Here is a 16554-nt window from a genome sequence, read left to right as displayed (position 1 = left end):
GAAAAAATTTAAAAATAAATCTTGAATTCGAGATAATATGAGGTGAAGGATATGTTTAGAAAAGTTGATCATAAAAATATGGGAAGAGCAAATCACGGCTGGTTAAATACACATTTTCATTTTTCCTTTGCTAATTACTATAATCCAGATAACATGAGCTTTGGAGCATTGCGTGTGATTAACGATGATCTAGTAGCGGCACAAACTGGTTTTGATATGCATCCGCACCGCGATATGGAGATTATTTCGTACGTTGTAGACGGTGCTTTAACGCATGAAGATAGTATGGGAAACCGCGGAACAATTGAGCGTGGACATGTTCAATATATGAGTGCAGGTACTGGCGTATTTCATAGTGAGCATAATTTAGGAAATGAAACATTACGTCTATTACAAATTTGGATTTTGCCAGACCGCGCTGGTCATAAGCCAAACTATGGTGAGTTTAAATTTGATTGGAGCAAGCGCGAAAACGAATGGTTCCACATGGTATCTCCATTGGAAGGCGATGCACCAATTCAAATTCATCAAGATGCGAATTTATATTCTTTATCGTTAGAAGCTGGAAAAGAAATTCATTTTCCTGTTACAGAAGGACGTCAATTGTACCTTGTACAAATTGAAGGTAGCAGTGTTGTAAACGGTGAAACACTTGTAATGCGTGATGCAGCGGAGGCTGTAGAAGAGGATATTCACATTCAAGCGAAAGAGAAGTCTCATTATTTAGCAATTGAAATGAAGATACAATAAAGTGAAACTTTAATCAGTAGGGTTTTTTCAGCATATAAATAACGGGATGAAAAGTTAGAGGAAAGAGGACATCGAAAAAAGATGTCCTCTTTTTATGGGTTGAATTATCAGAAAAAACTTTCTCAAATTTTGGAAACAGGTATCAGGAGGACTATTCAGAATTTTATAAAGGTGTCAAAAACTTTTAGGGGAATGGGGAGTGTTAGATTGAAAAAGCAAGTAATTTCATCAGCATTAGCGTTAACTGTTATCGCAAGTGGGTTTGGGGCATTTGGAGCAACTACGACGAAAGCAGAAGAGCAAAAAATCCAGTATCACCAAGAGTTTAAAACACCAGCTTACATAGGTGAAGAATGGAAAGCACCAGAAGGGCTAGATAAAAAAGAGACAGTATTTCAATATTTAGAGAGCAAAAAGGATATGTTTAAATTAGCAGGAAATATTGAAAAACATTTCAATGTCGTTGGGGAAGAAAAAGACGATGAATCAGGTACGACACATGTGAAGTTAGTTGAAAAGCATAATAATGTCCCTGTGTATGGATCAGATCAAACTGTTACTCTTGATAAAGAGAATAATGTAAAAGCATTTTTCGGACAAGTTATTCCGAATTTAGAAGATAAAAATATTCCAGCGGCAGCAAGTATTACTGATGAGCAAGCAGAAACGATTGCAAAGGCTGATATTGAGAAAGAAATTGGTAAAGTAAATAATTATGATGGTGTGAAAAAAGATTTATTTGTGTATGAAAAAGATGGAAAGTACTATCTTGCATACCTTGTTAAAGCGTCAGTTTCAAAACCAGCTCCAGGATATTGGCATTATTTTGTTGATGCGACAAATGGAAATATTATTGAGAAATATAATGCTGTAGATCAAATTACTGGATTTGGTTATGGCGTATTAGGCGGTAGACAATCATTTGAAATCGCTCAAGATACGAAAACAGGAGCGTTCAACTTATTTGATGGTAAACGAGGACAAGGTATCCATACATTTGATGCAGAGAATATGGACGAAAACTGGTTTAATTTATTCTCACAATGGCTTGGATATACAGGAGAAGAAGTTGAAAGTAAATCTAAGTTCTTCGAAGATAAAGCGGCTGTTGATGCACATGTGAACGCAGGAAAAGTATACGATTACTATAAAAAGACATTTAATCGTAATTCCTTCGATGATAAAGGTGCAAAACTTATTTCTACTGTTCACGTAGGTACAGCATGGAATAATGCGGCTTGGAACGGTGTGCAAATGATGTATGGTGATGGTGATGGAAAGACATTTATTCCATTATCAGCTGGCCTAGACGTTATTGGCCATGAGTTAACGCATGCTGTAACTGAACATACAGCAAATCTTGTTTACAAAAATGAGTCAGGTGCGTTAAATGAATCGTTATCTGATATTATGGGTGTCATGGTTGAGAAGAAGAGCTGGGATTTAGGTGCGGATATTTATACACCTGGAAAACCTGGTGATGCGCTTCGTTCTCTGAAAGATCCAGCATCTATTCCAAATCCATTAAAACCAGGTGAAGGTTACCCAGATCATTACAATAAACGCTATACTGGAACAGCTGATAATGGCGGCGTTCACATTAACAGTAGTATTAACAATAAAGCTGCATACTTAGTATCTGACGGCGGAGATCATTACGGTGTGAAAGTAACTGGAGTGGGCCGTGAAGCGACAGAGAAAATTTATTACCGTGCTCTTACTAAATATTTAACTGCAAACTCTGACTTTAAAATGATGCGTCAAGCTGCACTTCAATCAGCAGAAGATTTATATGGTAAAAACTCTAAAGCTGTACAAGCTGTAACGAAAGCTTATGACGCTGTAGGAGTAAAATAATAAGAGAAAAAAGACCTGACTGGATTGTCAGGTCTTTTCTTTATTTAATCACGGATACCTAATGCGATTTTTGCCATGCGTGACATACGTTCTTTCGTCCACGGTGGATTCCATACAACGTTTACTTCTATTTCATTTACTTCAGGTACGTTCGTTGATAATACCTTTTTAACGTCTGATACGATTTGGCCAGCCATTGGACAACCGATAGAAGTCATCGTCATTGTAATGACAACATTATTATTTTCATCGGCTGTAACGTCATAAACTAATCCAAGATTGATAATATCAACACCTAGCTCTGGATCAATAACAGCCTCTAAATTTGCATACAATTTATTTTCAAATGCTTCTTGTGACATGAGTAGCACCTCCTACACATTAATGATATAGATTCTCATTATAACGGAAATACGTGCAATGTGCAGGGAATGAGCTCAAAAAAAATTCCTCCTTGGAAGAGGAATTTTTTTGAAAAGCTATTCAGTTTTAAAGTGAGATACAAGTTGATCTAATTCTTCAACCGTTTGTTTCATTTGTTTTGCAGTTAGAGCCATTTCATTCATAACAACGACTTTCTGTTCAGCCGATTGCGCTGTTGCGGCCGTTTCACTTGATACTTCATTAGAAATTGAAGCAATGTTATTGAGTGAAGCATTCATTTCTTCAGCACTTGCAGCCATCTCTTCAGCAGTTGCTGATATGTCTTGAATTTGAGTGGACACTTTATTCACTTGATCAACGATTGTTGTGAAAGAAGAGCCGGCCTCGCGAATGACGTTAATACCTTCAAATGCTTCGGAACGACCTTGAGACATCATAGAGCTAGCAGTTTCTGTGTCATTTTGAATTTGATGCAGCAATTGGTTAATATCTGTTGCAGCTGTTTTTGATTGTTCAGCAAGTTTACGAACTTCATCTGCTACGACAGCAAATCCCTTCCCTTGTTCGCCGGCACGAGCCGCTTCAATAGAAGCATTTAAAGCAAGTAGATTTGTTTGCTCAGCGATATTAGAAATAGATTGTACAGCTGTATCAATATATTTCGTATGAGTGATTAGACGTTCGACTACTTCGGATGTAGCATTTACGGCTTCGTGTATCGTTGTCATTTGTGAAATAGATTTTTGGATTACAGTACTTCCGTCGTTAGCATGTTCAGATGTGACTACAGCTAGTTCGGCTACAGACGAAGCGGATTCTGCAATACGTTGAACACTTATTGACATATCATCCATTGCAGTCGAGCTTTCTTCCATACTAGAAGTTTGCGATTGAATGCTTGCATTTAAATTAGACATCGAGTTTTGAACTTTTATTGTCGCATCAAGCGATGTATTGGTCTTTTCTAACATATTTTCAGAAGCGTTTTGTACTTCCACAGAAGTTTTTTGAACACGATTAATGATATGTTGCAGATTTTCTAACATTTTATTAAATGATGTTGCAATTGCACCGATTTCATCATTGCTATTTACTTGTAGGCGAGCTGTTAGGTCACCCTCTTGAGAGGATAATTCTTTTAGTTTAGTATCAATTTGCTGAATTGGTTTTACAAGCTTACCAGAGAACCACCATGCAAGAATAATTGCAACGACAATACATATAACAAGTGATAAGAATATAACGTATTCAATGAGTAGTGCTGATTGATCAATTTTTTCAATGGATTGTTCACGTAACTTAGCTTGTTCGTTGCAATAGTTTGTAAAATCACCAATAACTTTATAAACAGTGCCATTTTCTGAAGAAGCGACTTGTAATGCTTCGTCCCACTTTTGTTCTTTTGCAAGAGAGAAAACTTTTTCTTCAATAAATTTTCTCCAAGTAGAGCCTAATTCCATTGTATCTTTCACGGATTGGGATACGTTAGGGTTAGAAAGAAGTTGTGCTTTCTTATCTTCAAGAAGCTTACTCATTTCATGAAACTTGTCTAATTCGACCTGATCGTGTTGCAGTAAATAACCTCTTAAAGCAGAAAGTTGAACTTGATAAGCGTCTCCACGCTCTTTTAATTCTGTTGCAAGGGGGGAAATTTCTTTTTGCAGTGCTTCAGCTTTACGAGTTTGATCAATAGCAAAGAATAGAATAAAAGCTAAGGCGATGCCAAATAAAGCGCAAACCGTTCCCATCATGAACAGCAGTTTTTTTCTAATGCTCATAAAACTCATATGATAAAAAAGCCTCATTTTAAAATCTTAGTATTAGGATTAATTCATATTAAAAGTTAAAAGAAAGCTTCACTCCTAAAGGAACAAAGCTTTCTTCTTTCCTCTAGGCATTATAGCAGACAGAGGGGGAGAGAGAAAGATATATTTAAAAGTAAAAAAAGAGGGGCTAAAATGAGAAATCCCCCTTTTTTATTTTTATGCATTTGTTTTGAAATGAGAAACGAGACCTTCAAGTTCTTGTACTGCAGTTTTCATTTCTGATGACTTTGTAGCAATGTCTTTCATTACACTTACTTGGTCACCAGCTGAATGAAGTTATTAATCTGTTCAATGAAAATTATAGCAGGTAATGGAAAGAGGCAGATGAGTATGAGTAAATGTTCTTAAAATGTATACATTTATATATCAAAAATTCTTAAATAAAAATAAGAAATACTATTGTAATTCGAAATAACATCATGTATACTTCTAATTAGTTGATAACGATTATCACTATCAACCGAAACATTACTCTTCGTTATGTTGGTCATACCCCTTTTTGACGACGTAAGTCAGAGACGAATGTTGAAATATCTTGTGTCCTATTCTACAGAATTATGGTAATCTCCAACCTCAACTTATATGCGTAAGCATGCAAAAAAAAGGATCCTATCCGTGAAGGGATCCTTTTTTGCATGTTGTCGCAATTAATGTATATAGACCTGGTATACGTTCTTCAATTCCTTCGGGTGCAGTAGGAGGGAAGACCCATCTTTGATGAGGTCCATGTTCTTCAATTAGCTTTTCAACTTTGAAATTTGTTTCTGCCATTGCCGTAATAATTTCTCCAAGTGTCCAGCGCCTAATCTTTGTTCTCGGTAAAGCTTCTTTCTGTGATTCCGTAAGGAGAGTACTATAAGCCACGTCATCTTCAATAAGTTCCTCATCAAAATAATTTCCATTTGCTCGAAATGCTGGATGATCTACTCCTAATAATTTTGTATAAACAGGATGATAGTCGCGCAGTATAAATGTCCCATCTTGTTTTAATAAGTTAGAGATTATATGAAAGAGTGGCTTTAAGTCTAAAAAGTAATGGAGTACGCCAAGTTCCAGTAATACGATATCAAATGATTGGGATAGATTTAAATCTAGTACGTCGGAAACGATATACTGAATAGAGACTCCAGCAGCTTTTGCTAATTCAGTTGCATATTTTTCATTGCTTGCTGAAATATCTACAACTGTTACATCCGCCCCTAAAAGGGCAAGAGCAACTGCTTTATTTCCTTTTGATCCGAGTAAATTAATAATACGCTTCCCTTTTGGAGAGTGTATGTAAGGTAAATAATAAGCTACTTCATGAACAGGATCTTGCATGAGCTTTTTTGCATATTCTGCCGGTGCACCGTGGCGATTTGTCCAAGCTTCATAGGCAGCTGCATTCCAGCTTTTTTCATTAATAGTACTTAGTTGCTTTTGATTCAAGCTTATCACTCCTTTTGTGAACGTATATTTATTCGGTGGGAGAATGAGATTTCCTGTTCTTTTTGAATAAAAGTTTGATTTTTCTGTTCTTTAGTCGTAAAATACGTGTTATACATAAGAGCGTTGAAAAGGAAAAGTAGAATGAAACCATTCTTTCCAGAGAGCTTCGGTAGCTGAGAAGAAGCAAGAATATTCATTTGAACAATGGCCTTTGAGCTTCGTCCTGAACTTATCAAATGATAATAGTAGGCGGCGACGAGAGTTGGTACTCGTTATCAAAACCACAGTATAAGAGCATATAGCTCCGTACTTGTTAAGGTTAGTTATGTGAATGACTGACGAAATAAGGTGGTACCGCGACTGTTTATACAGCCCCGCCCTTATCTTTTTTAAGATAGGGGCGGGGCTTTTTATATTTTTAAGGAGGAATGTAAGATGAGTATTTTTATTGGAGGCGCTTGGCCGTATGCAAATGGTTCGTTACATCTTGGGCATATTGCAGCTTTATTGCCAGGAGATATTTTAGCTCGTTATTACCGGGCTAAAGGTGAGAGTGTGTTGTATGTTTCAGGAAGTGATTGTAATGGAACACCGATTGCAATTAGAGCAAAACAAGAAGGGGTTACAGTAAAGAAAATAGCTGATCAATATCATGAAGAATTCGAGCGATGTTTTCATAATCTTGGTTTTACGTATGATTGCTATACACGTACAGATAGTGAGCACCATCATGAAACTGTTCAAAAAGTTTTTTTGCGACTATTAGAAGAAGATCATATTTATAAAAAAATAGTCGAACAAGCTTATTGTGAAACGTGTACGCAATTTCTACCTGATCGTTATGTGGAAGGTATTTGTCCGCATTGTCATGAAGGGGCGAGGGGGGATCAATGCGATGCTTGTTCCGCTATTTTAGATCCACTCGATTTGTTAGAAAAGAAATGTAAGTTATGCGGTAGTACGCCATCAGTACAGGAAACCGAGCATTTCTATTTTGCATTGCATAAGTTCCAGCAGCAAATTAAAGCGGCTGTAGAAATTGCAAAGCAGAAAGGAACATGGCGCGACAATGCAATTCAATTAACAGAGAGATATTTAAAGGAAGGCTTACAAGACAGGGCAGTATCACGTGATTTACCAATCGGGGTACCAATTCCAGTGGAAGGATATGAGGATAAGAAAATTTACGTATGGATTGAAGCGGTGACAGGATATTATTCAGCGAGTAAACATTGGGCTGAAGAAACAGGGAAAGATGATCAAGAGTTTTGGGATAGAGATGTGAAAACATATTATGTGCACGGAAAGGATAATATTCCGTTTCATTCAATCATTTGGCCGGCGGTATTACTTGGAACAGGAGAAGAAGCGATCCCTCGTCATATCGTTTCGAATGAGTATTTAACAGTAGAAAAAAGGAAGTTATCTACAAGTAAAAACTGGGCAGTATGGGTACCTGATATATTGGAACGCTATAATCCAGATTCTATTCGTTACTTTTTAACAGTAAATGCACCAGAAAATCGTGATACTGATTTTTCATGGCGTGAATTCATTTACAGTCATAATAGTGAATTATTAGGTGCATACGGGAACTTTGTGAATCGGACGTTAAAGTTCATTGAAAAGTATTATGATGGCATTGTACCAAAGGGGAGTATTAATACAGAGCTGAAAGATACGGTTGAAGGATTATATAAAAGTGTAGGAGATGCGATTGAACAAACTAAATTTAAGGTGGCGCTAGAAACAATATTTGATGCAGTACGCTTTGCAAATAAATACTTTGATGAAAAGCAGCCGTGGAAACAAAGAGAAGACGACCCAGTTTCATGTGAGGAAACAATTTATAATTGTGTTTACCTTATCGCTAATTTTGCAAATCTCCTTGAACCATTTTTACCGTTTTCCAGTGAAAGAGTTAGAAACACATTGTCGATTGTTAAACAAAGTTGGGAACCACAAAATACGTTGCCAAACCGAATTGATAATGTACAGCCATTATTTGAGCGAATCGATGTAAAACAAATTGAGCATGAGGTAGAGAAGTTATATGGAGCGGTAAAGTGAAATATAAGGAAAAGACCTTTCAAGTAAATGAAAGGTCTTGTGTTATGCATTATGCACACTACTATGTTTTTTTCCTGTCCTAGCCGTAAGCAGCTGAGGTGTAAAAATACCAAGCAATATGAAAATAATCCCAATCCACTGCATGAGCGTTACAACTTCATGTACAAGTGTAATAGAAGCAATAATAGCTGTTGGTAATTCAGCTGCTCCTAGTATCGTACCGAGTCCTGTGCCGACTTTTGGCACACCAATAGAAAAACAAATGACAGGTACAACAACGCCGAATAATCCGAGGAAGAAAGCGTATTTCCATAGACCGGCTTGTAAAGCACCATCTGTTAAAAAGGTTGGCGGGAAGAATAGGCATACGATAAGAGTAGCACTTGTTGTCATAAGAAAGCTTTTCGTATAAGGCGGAACATCTGTAGCAACGCGTCCACTTGCAAACACATAGAATGAAAAGGAGACAGCAGCTAATAATCCAAAGATAATACCTTTCGTGGGAAAACTTTGTCCGAGACCGTCAAAGACACCACCCGCAAACAATGTACCAGTAAATAAAATAATGATAGATATAACTTTTTCGCGGCTTGGAAATGTTCGATTTGCAATAGCTTCGATAACGACACCAATCCATGTGAACTGGAAGAGTAAGACGACAGCGATAGAGGCTGGTAGTTCTTCTACAGAAATAGCATAGAAAATCCCAGTCATACTCATCGTTGTTCCGACTGTTAGTAATGAAAAGAATTGCTTTTTTGTTACTTTATGGCGTGAAAAGAAAAGAACGAGCAGAAGAAGTCCGATCCATCCGAAGACATATTGTCCACCTAATAGCTGATGGGCTGAAAAGCCATCCATAAAACCGAGCTTAAAAATAGTAGAAAGTACGCCGTAGCTACAAGCTCCGAATAAAACGAGTAATGAATACTTGAATTTTCCCATGAATATCCTCCTTATAAATAATAAAAAACGCCCGCCATCCAAATAAGGACAACGGGCGAACGAAACAGAGTAAGACACTCTACAAAATTCCGCCACTCATACGAAGTATGAGTTTGGGGTATGAAATTATAGTAGTTTACATTGCTTTTGGAAAAACAATCGAGCATTTTACACCTTGAGGTGTGTTTTGTATTCCATAAGGAAACTGATGTTTATCTAGTATTTGTTTTACAATATATAAGCCAAGACCGCTACCTTGTACTAAACCATTGTTTCCAGGGTTAGCACGATAGAAAGGCTCAAATAAATGAGCGAGTTTGTCTTCGTCGATTTGTGAACCTGTATTTAATACTTCTAATGCGTAACCGTTTGGTTTTTCATACAGCTTTATATATACATGCTGATGATCGATTGTATAATGAATTGCATTTGAAATAATGTTAAAAATAGCGGTTTGAATAAATTTAGGATCAGCTAAAATTTGTACGTCTTGTTTAATATTAGATTGAACATTTAATTGCTTTACAGATATAAAGTAATCTACTTTTTTCATCACGTCCTCAATGATATTAGATAGTGAAATAACTTCTAAATTCGGTTTAAATTGAGGGTTTTGTATTTTGGATAATTCTGACATTTTTTCCGTTAATACGTTAATATCTTGCATCATCTCGTAGGATCGCTTTAAGTATTTGTCTCTATCTTTGTAAGCACCGATTCCGTGAATCATGCCATCTAGTTGTCCCATAACAGCTGCGATTGGTGTTTTTAATTCATGGGACACCATAGACATAAATTCTTTCCGAGATTGTTCTAATTGTTGTTCTTTCTTGAGTTCATTTCGTAAATCTTTATTTGTTTCATGTAAATTCTTCACAATATGTGGGACCTGTGAAGCGGCTACTTGCAAATTAAAATCTGTTTGATCCGCATTTTTGTTAAGTGATTGTTTATCTGAAAAGTCCAGCTTCATAATGTCCTTTAAAGTATCACTCATATATTGGAAAGGTTTGGCAATTAATTTTGCGTAAACTAAAGAACCGAGTAAAGATAATGCAAGCATTGTTGCACCAATATGCGGAGCTAATTGGTGCAGAGCATCTGCTAAACTTGGATTATCTTGCGATTCACTTGTTTTATTCGTTGCATTTTGCGTATGTAAGACATTATTGCTAGTGGCGTTTTTTTCAAGTCCAGTAGGTGAATCCGTTTTGTTACTTTCCCCCGAAATATTTTGCGTATTTTCTTTCGCGTTTGCTTTTGCAGTTTGGCTAGGCTGCAAAATATGATTGATGGCTGTAGAGAGTGTTTTATAGTCTATACTAGAGGGCTGAAAATTCGAGATGCTACTCTCTGATACAGCTTTATTTTGTTCCTTTTTACTTTGATCGTTTTTCTTATCTGACTCCGCATGTTCTACATTTTGCGTTTCAGGATTTTTCGTATAATGCCCTTTATCGTAGTTTAAGGCTAAAAAATAAATAATTTGATAAAGGCAAAGTGATAAAAGGATACAAAACAATAAGGTTTTGATGAAAATATTCTTGGTGATGTTGTCTTTGCTACGCTTCGATTTTGTAGCCAATGCCTTTCACCGTTTTAATATAATTAATTCCTAATTTTTTTCTTAAGTTTTTAATATGTGTATCTATTACTCTTACATCACCATAGTGTTCATAGCCCCATACCTTATTCAACAAATCACTTCTTGATAATACTTTTCCACGATTTTGTAGCAAAGTATATATAATTTCAAATTCTTTTGTTGTTAATTCAATTTGATTACCATGAACATAAGCTGCGTATGCTGTAGAATTTAACATCAATTCATGGAATTGTAGTATAGTTGCGGTTTCAGCTTCCTTCGTTGTTGTCCTTCTTAATACAGCTTCTACGCGTTTAATAAATACCGCGTAATGGAACGGTTTCGTAATATAGTCATCAATACCTAACTCAAATCCTTTAATTTCACTTTCTTCATTATGTAAGCCTGTTAACATAATGATTGGTACATCAGACTGTCCTCGCATAATTTTACAAATACTATAGCCATCTATATCTGGTAACATTACATCGAGGAGGACAAGATCGTATGAGTTTTTTTGGAAAAGAAGAATGCCTTCTGTTCCAGCACCAACTACATCAACAGTAAAGTTTTGTGCCATTAGAAATTCACGAATAAGTTCTTGTATATCTGGGTTGTCTTCAATCACCAGTATATGCGTCATAGTAACACCTCCTAAATAACGCTTTTTACTGCAATATTCGAATTCATCATTTTTTGGATGACTCAGATTGTTTATACATATAATAAGCCCCCGCTATAAAATAATCATGAAAGTAGCAAGGGGAATTGTTTAGTGTCACTGAATAGTTCAGAATTACAGTAATTCTATTATAGTATGTATTGTAAAATTTATAAAACATTATAACTGTATAATTTTAATATCTATGTTTATCAATGTTTCGATGTTGTTGAACACAATATATTTTCATTATATATGTAAATACAGTTGTTTTGCTACTGTAAATGAATAAATAAAATAAGCCAAGACATAAAATTCTTGGCTACACGTAAATCTTGTTCTTAGGTTAGTTTACAGTGACAGTAGCTTGTTCCTGAATACGCTCAAATAACCAGCGTACATCATTGTTATACATACGAATACAACCAAGTGTTGTTGCTTTTCCAATTGCTTGATTATTGTTAGTTCCATGAATCGCATAAGTTGTTCCGTAAGTTCCTGCCATATTTAATCCGAGCCAACGGTCACCAAGGGGATTACGTGGATCGCCACCTTTAATTTTCCCTGTATAATAAGGACGGTTTTTAATTTTATTTACGATTTGAAAAGTACCTTTAGGTGTAGGGGTTGCTGCTTTTCCAGTAGCGACAGTGAAACTTTTTATGAATTTTCCATCTTGATAATAATCCATTTTATTTATCTGCGTGTTTACGATAAGCTGATCTTTCGTTGTAGCTGCCTCTGCAGTAGTGAATGGAAGAGTTAAAAATCCTAATGATAATAGCGCACTTAATAATAATTTTTTCATTATATTCTCCTTTTACTATTTTAGTAGTATTACATACAATGAATTTGTAATCCACGTAATGCTTGATGGACGTTTTCATTTAATGCTTCAAAAAATGTAGTAATTTTTGTATTGTGTTTGTTGTTTTTATCGATGAGCAATCTTTCATTTAGTAAAAGTTCACCGTGTAGTCCGAAGCTCTGTACTTGAATATTCATTTCATCTTCTGTTTCAGAAATGATAGGTAAGAAATAATGAAACGCTTTCGTTGGAAGGATATAGCTTTTTCCAATCATGCTTTCTTGATTAGAATTAGTCCATTTTTTCGTGACAATCTTAATATTCTTTTTAGAAACGATAAAAGATAGCGTTGTGGATTTTGTTAAACTTACGTCAAACTCGTTTGTTTCACATATGTGTAAATTAAAAACGGTTTCATTTTGATGAGATTCAACATTTGTATTAATAAAATCATGCATTTTATAAGCTTCCATTTCTTATTCACCCTTTTTTCAATTTCGAAAAGCGACTTATATTTATTCAATTTAATGTTTAGTCATATATTGGTTAAATTTTTCAACAAATTCCGATATAATCTTACAATACGTATATGAAGCTAATATGAAGTTCATATGAGTTTGTGATGGTTTTTTATAGAGAACAAAATAAGGTGATTTTCGAGTGTTAAAAACTGGATAAAAAATGTATATTAATGGATTTTATTAGTACGATAGATAGTTGTTAGCTTGTTTTAAAATGATAATGGATATAAGCAAATAGAGAACAGGAAATTTTAGTGTTAGCCTTACAAAAATGTAATAAAAATGTAAGCTATTGTGATAGTTATTTCGACAATTTTTTTATACAATAATAGTAAGAAGTTGTACGTGAATGGAAGGAGAGATGACATGGAATGGGTTCATGAATTATTTCAGCAATACGGGTATTATGTAGTACTTGTAGGCTTGCTGTTAGAATATATTGCGCTTCCTTTTCCGGGAGAGCCAACATTAGCATATGCGGGATTTTTAGCACAGAAGGGTGATTTAAGTTTACCGATTTTAATTATCCTATCCTTTATTGGGACAAGTGTAGGAATGACAATTCAATACTTTTTAGGAAATAAATTAGGTATGCCTTTCGTTCAAAAATATGGGAAATACGTATTTTTAACACAAAGAAAAATTGATTTAACGAGAATGTGGTTTGATAAGTATGGATATTTTCTTATCTTTATCGGCTTCTTCATTCCAGGCGTACGCCACTTTACAGGATACTTCGCAGGAATTATTAACCTACCATTCCGGCGCTTTGCAATCACAATTTATTCCGGCGCTTTATTCTGGGTATCATTCTTCTTAATCGGTGGCTACTGGTTAGGTGGTAACTTACATGATATTTTCGGAGCACTGGAAGAGCATATCGGCAAAATCATCTTTGGAGTAGTTGTTATTATAGCAATCACGCTAGGCGTTCGTTTCCGCAAACAGCTAAAACGAGTATTCGTACAAAACGCAAGTTAATATGGAATCCATTCTATGTCAGAATTTAGGAAGGCAGTGCTTTTGGGCACTGCCTTTTTATTTTATGTTCCAATCTACTTTCAACTTTCCTTTTAACTTATTTCCACTAACTATAATGTAATAAGTTCCTGTTTTAATTGCCGCGAATTGGTACGTATTAGGACCGTTTGAAGCTAAATAGTTTTCTTCCTCTTGGAATTCACTAGACATTTTTATGTCTCCCATGTAGGCATTCGGATTTTCAGATGGTGATTCAATGGTAAATTCTAATATATCACCCCGTTTTAGTTCAATTGGGATTTTATGTTCACCACTGAAATGTTGAAAAGATGCTTCGAAAGAGTTTTGGGTTCTTTTCTCGGTCCATTGCTCCTTCTGTGTGACATCAACGAAGTTAATAGTGATGAGTGTAATCAAGATAACAATAGGAATGATATATCCAATCCATATAAATTTTTTCGTTATAAGTGTGCATAGATAGAAAAAAACAGAAAAAATTGCTCCGATAGATCCTGCAAAAAGTACAAAGAGAAAATTTGTTTCTTTAAAAATTAGGAATGGAAGAAAGAATAAATAACCGCAAAGAATGTAAAGACATACTTTTTTTAAGGTGCTATGATTTTTAAATTTTACTTTATCAATGAAAACGGAACAAAGGATTGCATAAGAAACAATAACAAGTGTAGATAAAGTAAAGAGTAGTTCATGTAATCCGGTCAAAAATTTATATCTTGTTAGCCCGCTACCGCCGGAGAGTGTGAGACTAGTAAGTAATAAAGATAATAAGCAAGCTGCTGTAAGTTTAGTGAGAATATAAGAAAAGATAGATGTTTTATTCATATGTCACCTCGCATGTTTAATATTCCATGTTCATTATATAGGGTATGGATGTAATAATATAGAAGTTGTGTTGTCGATTATTAACGTCAAAATGACAATTATTATTGAAGAAAATAAGGATATTATTTACAATTTTAATTGGATAAATGAAAAAGAGGTAAGACATGAAGCTTCGAAATCGAGTGAGGGAATTTCGAGAAAAGCATCGTTTATCACAAGGGGATTTAGGGAAAGCGATTGGCTCATCACGGCAAACCATTAGTTTAATTGAGCGCGGAGATTATGCGCCATCTATTGTGTTATCGCTAAAAATCGCACAGATTTTTAGGGCGCCGGTAGAGGAGATATTTACATTAGTGGAGGGGGAAGATGGAGATGGAGAGTAAAGCGAAGGGGGAGAAAAACGTTGGACATTTTAAGAAGACCTGCCTTTTCAATGTTTGTTGCCCTTGTTTGCTCCGTTTTATATGGATTTATTCGAATAGAAAAAGTACAGCAAGTCATTGAAATATGGACGTTTTTTGGAATTGCATTGTTAGTGTTAGCTATCCATGAATTAGGGCATGTAATATTTGGTTTGATAGGTGGTTTAGAATTTAAATTTATGACAGTAGGCCCCATTACTGTCCAAAAAGAAAAGGGAAAAATACGAATTAGAGAAAATAAAATGTGGATGTATGTTGGAGGCGTTGCAATGCTGGTGCCGCCTTCTCCATACACACCGAACCTTTCAAGAAAATGGGCATGGATGACTTTAAGTGGACCATTAACGAGTTTCGTATTCGGCATTGTATCAGGTTACATATATATGGTGAGTTATTACCACATGCTTTTATACTTTTCTGTGTTACACCTTGCAATCTTTGTCGTCACAGCAATTCCAGTAAAGGGAACGCTATTAAGCGATGGCATGCAATTTCTCATTTTAATTAAAGATGATGAAAAGGCTAAGCAACATTTATATAACATTCAAGTATCGGGCGAGTTATTAAGCTGCAAAAGGCCGAAAGATTGGGATGAGAGTTTAATAGAAATAAGCGAAGAAAAATTAAAAGAGGATAAAGATATAAGAGATATCATGAGTGGACTCATGCTCATCTTTTTTGCTCGATCTGATCAAGAGGGAATGGAAAGAGCGATACCGTATTTAGAACAAATTGTTCAACTACCTGTAACGAAAGAAAATAAATATTTCGTTGGCAGTTTTCATAGTTGGTATCTTTTATATAGAGTACTTTATCAGAAGGAAAGCCTTTCTCTGCAAGAGGCGAAGGAACACGCAAAGGCAATTACAAGACTGGATTTACATGGATATTACCGTACACAAGCAATTCTTAAATATTTAGAGAATAATGTGGAAGCTTGCTGCATTTATATGAAAGAAGCGGATAAAGAATTGAAGAATAGTGAAAAGAGTGAAATGGGCTTTTGGCGACTAGAGCGAGAATGGTTCGAGCAGTTGAAGGAAAGGGTATCTTACGATGGATAAGGTATCCTATTTTTTATATGTCATCTTATGCCGTTCCATAAAAAGTCTGAGGCGAGTAAAATGAGATAAGAAGAGCAAAGCTTGGAGGAAGTAAATATGGAAATTTTAACGATTATTTTGATAGTCTTGCTTATTTATGCTGTTTTTAAAGTAGCATATGTAGCATTAAAGATACTCGCGATCCTATTAGTTATCTTTTTAATCGTAGAGTTCGGCAGTAAGTTACTTGGGGGATAGGGTATGTTGTGTGTTTAGGATGTCGAAGAGTGTCGGTAAATCGATATCCTGTATCGAAGCATCGATATAATGAAAAAATCGTTGATATAAGTGGAGAAATGATCGATATATTTGAAAAATCGTTGATATATTTCGGTAAATACTAAGTGGGGTATGTGGAAAAGAAGTTGCC

At 35.4% G+C, this 16554-nt stretch carries 16 protein-coding genes and 1 other annotated feature; of the genes, 7 read left to right on the top strand and 9 right to left on the bottom strand.

The window, feature by feature from the left end:
• Nucleotides 1–51: 51 nt before the first annotated feature.
• Both VK90_RS22820 and nprB read left to right on the top strand, forming a co-directional pair.
• Complete coding sequence (locus VK90_RS22820) at nt 52–750, top strand: pirin family protein (protein ID WP_002174116.1); 699 nt, start codon at nt 52–54, stop codon at nt 748–750.
• Between the two features lie 207 nt (nt 751–957).
• Nucleotides 958–2607 (top strand): neutral protease NprB, encoded by a 1650-nt coding sequence (gene nprB, locus VK90_RS22815; RefSeq protein WP_053081456.1) that lies wholly within the window; start codon nt 958–960, stop codon nt 2605–2607.
• Between the two features lie 44 nt (nt 2608–2651).
• Here nprB and VK90_RS22810 read toward each other — a convergent pair whose 3' ends face one another.
• The 3 genes from VK90_RS22810 to VK90_RS22800 all read right to left on the bottom strand — a co-directional run bounded on the left by VK90_RS22810 (nt 2652) and on the right by VK90_RS22800 (nt 6245).
• On the bottom strand, nt 2652–2969 hold the full coding sequence (locus VK90_RS22810) for a metal-sulfur cluster assembly factor (protein ID WP_002174114.1): 318 nt from the start codon (nt 2967–2969) through the stop codon (nt 2652–2654).
• Between the two features lie 117 nt (nt 2970–3086).
• The gene (locus tag VK90_RS22805; protein WP_048375434.1) at nt 3087–4778 is read right to left on the bottom strand and encodes a methyl-accepting chemotaxis protein; all 1692 of its coding nucleotides are present in this window, start codon (nt 4776–4778) and stop codon (nt 3087–3089) included.
• Nucleotides 4779–5426: 648 nt separating this feature from the next.
• Nucleotides 5427–6245, bottom strand: coding sequence for a class I SAM-dependent methyltransferase (locus VK90_RS22800; RefSeq protein ID WP_048375433.1), 819 nt, complete (start codon nt 6243–6245; stop codon nt 5427–5429).
• 114 nt (nt 6246–6359) lie between these two features.
• Nucleotides 6360–6630, top strand: a binding site (T-box leader).
• 50 nt (nt 6631–6680) lie between these two features.
• Here VK90_RS22800 and metG point away from each other — a divergent pair.
• Entirely contained in the window at nt 6681–8315 is a 1635-nt protein-coding gene (gene metG / locus VK90_RS22795) for a methionine--tRNA ligase (protein ID WP_048375431.1), read from the top strand.
• 42 nt (nt 8316–8357) lie between these two features.
• Here metG and VK90_RS22790 read toward each other — a convergent pair whose 3' ends face one another.
• The 5 genes from VK90_RS22790 to VK90_RS22770 all read right to left on the bottom strand — a co-directional run bounded on the left by VK90_RS22790 (nt 8358) and on the right by VK90_RS22770 (nt 12787).
• Nucleotides 8358–9260 (bottom strand): EamA family transporter, encoded by a 903-nt coding sequence (locus VK90_RS22790; protein WP_048375429.1) that lies wholly within the window; start codon nt 9258–9260, stop codon nt 8358–8360.
• A 136-nt stretch (nt 9261–9396) separates the two neighbouring features.
• Nucleotides 9397–10845 carry a sensor histidine kinase gene (locus VK90_RS22785; protein ID WP_048375428.1) on the bottom strand — a complete coding sequence of 483 codons (1449 nt, stop codon included), beginning with the start codon at nt 10843–10845 and terminating at the stop codon, nt 9397–9399.
• A complete protein-coding gene (locus VK90_RS22780; RefSeq protein WP_002174104.1) occupies nt 10823–11488 on the bottom strand; it encodes a response regulator transcription factor in 666 nt (221 codons plus the stop codon). Before VK90_RS22780 ends, VK90_RS22785 begins: the two co-directional genes overlap by 23 nt.
• A 364-nt stretch (nt 11489–11852) precedes the next feature.
• Nucleotides 11853–12314, bottom strand: coding sequence for a L,D-transpeptidase (locus tag VK90_RS22775; RefSeq protein ID WP_048375426.1), 462 nt, complete (start codon nt 12312–12314; stop codon nt 11853–11855).
• A 29-nt stretch (nt 12315–12343) separates the two neighbouring features.
• A complete protein-coding gene (locus VK90_RS22770) occupies nt 12344–12787 on the bottom strand; it encodes a DUF3978 family protein (RefSeq protein ID WP_048375424.1) in 444 nt (147 codons plus the stop codon).
• A 414-nt stretch (nt 12788–13201) separates the two neighbouring features.
• Here VK90_RS22770 and VK90_RS22765 point away from each other — a divergent pair, with 414 nt between their 5' ends.
• A complete protein-coding gene (locus tag VK90_RS22765; protein WP_048375423.1) occupies nt 13202–13816 on the top strand; it encodes a DedA family protein in 615 nt (204 codons plus the stop codon).
• A gap of 57 nt (nt 13817–13873) precedes the next feature.
• On the opposite strand, the gene VK90_RS22760 is transcribed toward VK90_RS22765, so the two are convergent.
• Nucleotides 13874–14656: a PPC domain-containing protein gene (locus tag VK90_RS22760; RefSeq protein WP_048375421.1), complete on the bottom strand. Its 783-nt coding sequence runs from the start codon at nt 14654–14656 to the stop codon at nt 13874–13876.
• 164 nt (nt 14657–14820) lie between these two features.
• Here VK90_RS22760 and VK90_RS22755 point away from each other — a divergent pair, with 164 nt between their 5' ends.
• The 3 genes from VK90_RS22755 to VK90_RS29225 all read left to right on the top strand — a co-directional run bounded on the left by VK90_RS22755 (nt 14821) and on the right by VK90_RS29225 (nt 16382).
• Nucleotides 14821–15042 (top strand): helix-turn-helix transcriptional regulator, encoded by a 222-nt coding sequence (locus VK90_RS22755; protein ID WP_048375419.1) that lies wholly within the window; start codon nt 14821–14823, stop codon nt 15040–15042.
• Nucleotides 15043–15062: 20 nt separating this feature from the next.
• Nucleotides 15063–16145: a M50 family metallopeptidase gene (locus tag VK90_RS22750; protein ID WP_048375417.1), complete on the top strand. Its 1083-nt coding sequence runs from the start codon at nt 15063–15065 to the stop codon at nt 16143–16145.
• A 96-nt stretch (nt 16146–16241) separates the two neighbouring features.
• On the top strand, nt 16242–16382 hold the full coding sequence (locus VK90_RS29225; protein WP_000404783.1) for a DUF3985 family protein: 141 nt from the start codon (nt 16242–16244) through the stop codon (nt 16380–16382).
• The last annotated feature ends 172 nt before the right edge of the window (nt 16383–16554 follow it).

Source organism: Bacillus sp. LK2, from assembly GCF_001043575.1.
GTDB classification, from domain to species: domain Bacteria; phylum Bacillota; class Bacilli; order Bacillales; family Bacillaceae_G; genus Bacillus_A; species Bacillus_A paramycoides.
This window is presented reverse-complemented; position numbering and strand designations above follow the sequence as displayed.

Excerpts from the sequence above, each read along its gene's own strand:
- VK90_RS22820 (WP_002174116.1), top strand. The coding sequence starts at position 52 with ATGTTTAGAAAAGTTGATCATAAAAATATGGGAAGAGCAAATCACGGC.
- VK90_RS22810 (WP_002174114.1), bottom strand. The coding sequence starts at position 2,969 with ATGTCACAAGAAGCATTTGAAAATAAATTGTATGCAAATTTAGAGGCT.
- VK90_RS22805 (WP_048375434.1), bottom strand. The coding sequence starts at position 4,778 with ATGAGTTTTATGAGCATTAGAAAAAAACTGCTGTTCATGATGGGAACG.
- metG (WP_048375431.1), top strand. The coding sequence starts at position 6,681 with ATGAGTATTTTTATTGGAGGCGCTTGGCCGTATGCAAATGGTTCGTTA.
- VK90_RS22790 (WP_048375429.1), bottom strand. The coding sequence starts at position 9,260 with ATGGGAAAATTCAAGTATTCATTACTCGTTTTATTCGGAGCTTGTAGC.
- VK90_RS22780 (WP_002174104.1), bottom strand. The coding sequence starts at position 11,488 with ATGACGCATATACTGGTGATTGAAGACAACCCAGATATACAAGAACTT.
- VK90_RS22775 (WP_048375426.1), bottom strand. The coding sequence starts at position 12,314 with ATGAAAAAATTATTATTAAGTGCGCTATTATCATTAGGATTTTTAACT.
- VK90_RS22770 (WP_048375424.1), bottom strand. The coding sequence starts at position 12,787 with ATGGAAGCTTATAAAATGCATGATTTTATTAATACAAATGTTGAATCT.
- VK90_RS22765 (WP_048375423.1), top strand. The coding sequence starts at position 13,202 with ATGGAATGGGTTCATGAATTATTTCAGCAATACGGGTATTATGTAGTA.
- VK90_RS22760 (WP_048375421.1), bottom strand. The coding sequence starts at position 14,656 with ATGAATAAAACATCTATCTTTTCTTATATTCTCACTAAACTTACAGCA.
- VK90_RS22755 (WP_048375419.1), top strand. The coding sequence starts at position 14,821 with ATGAAGCTTCGAAATCGAGTGAGGGAATTTCGAGAAAAGCATCGTTTA.
- VK90_RS29225 (WP_000404783.1), top strand. The coding sequence starts at position 16,242 with ATGGAAATTTTAACGATTATTTTGATAGTCTTGCTTATTTATGCTGTT.